General features: G+C 33.2%; 1 protein-coding gene. It reads left to right on the forward strand.

Going from position 1 to position 1,168, the window contains the following annotated elements; all coding sequences use genetic code 11:
• Nucleotides 1-264: 264 nt before the first annotated feature.
• Nucleotides 265-1,122: an IS5-like element ISMae4 family transposase gene (locus tag O9290_RS11725; RefSeq protein ID WP_288087084.1), complete on the forward strand. Its 858-nt coding sequence runs from the start codon at nt 265-267 to the stop codon at nt 1,120-1,122.
• The last annotated feature ends 46 nt before the right edge of the window (nt 1,123-1,168 follow it).

The following is a 1,168-nucleotide window of genomic DNA, read 5'->3' on the forward strand; positions in this document are numbered from 1 at the left end:
GCCCCAAGTGTTCTTAGGCAATTGGGAATTAGTCGTGAAAGCAGAGAAGAAAAATTCAAAGATTTGTTCTCTTTAGAATTGCCTGCTTGGCTTCAAGAATGCTTGAGTGCTTATCAATCTGATTCTGGGCAAGATAAAAGTAGACCTCTTGCATAATTTTTTTATGGTATAATATAAGGTTTTGCTTTTTTCTCAATTCTTAGATTGAAGTGGAAAAAAGAATAAAATGTGATCTTAGGTCAGGAAATCATCTATAATTTTGCTATGTTTATTAGCAAAATTATGGATTATCAAAACTTATCAGATGAACAATTCAAACGCCGTTTCGGTGTGTATAAACAAACATATAGAAAGATGGTAGAATCAGTAAAAAGTGTTGAAGCCGACTCTAATTCACCATCTAAAAGGGGACCGAAACCTAAACTATCTATAGAAGAACAAGTTTTAGTAACGTTAGAATATTGGCGAGAATATAGAACATATTTTCACATTGGTACAAGCTGGGAACTATCAGAATCAACTATATGTCGGATTGTAAATAAGACGGAAAAAATGCTTTTACAATCGGGAAACTTCCGTTTAAAAGGAAAAAAAGCTCTACTAAATCAAGCAGAGATACCGGTCGTAACGGTAATGGATGTAACGGAAACTCCCATTGAACGCCCCAAAAAGAAACAGAAAGATTTTTTTTCGGGTAAAAGAGGTTATCATACTTTAAAATCCCAATTAGTAGCTGATCAAAATACCGAGGAAATTATCTGTGTCTTTTGTGGGAAAGGTAGAGGTCATGATTTTAGTTTATTTAAAAAAAGTCGAGTTCGTTTTCATCCTTTAACTACCAGCATAGAAGACAGTGGTTATCAGGGAATAGCTGCATACCATAGTAATAGTTATACACCGAAAAAGAAATCGAAAAATAGAAAATTAACCGAGTTAGAAAAAGAGTATAACAAGGCTTTAGCCAAAGAAAGGATTATCATTGAACATATAAATAGGAAACTCAAAATCTTTAAAATCTTATCTTGTAAATATCGGAATCGTCGTCGAAGATATAGTTTAAGAGTTAACTTGTTGGCGGCTATTTATAACTGTGAGTTAGGGATAGGTATAGCAGCTTCTTAAAAGTTGCCTAAAGATTAATCAAGTCAAGGAGAATTTATTCTCAATT

Source organism: Microcystis sp. LE19-41.2A (assembly GCF_027530405.1).
GTDB classification, from domain to species: domain Bacteria; phylum Cyanobacteriota; class Cyanobacteriia; order Cyanobacteriales; family Microcystaceae; genus Microcystis; species Microcystis aeruginosa.

Excerpts from the sequence above, each read along its gene's own strand:
- O9290_RS11725 (WP_288087084.1), top strand. The coding sequence starts at position 265 with ATGTTTATTAGCAAAATTATGGATTATCAAAACTTATCAGATGAACAA.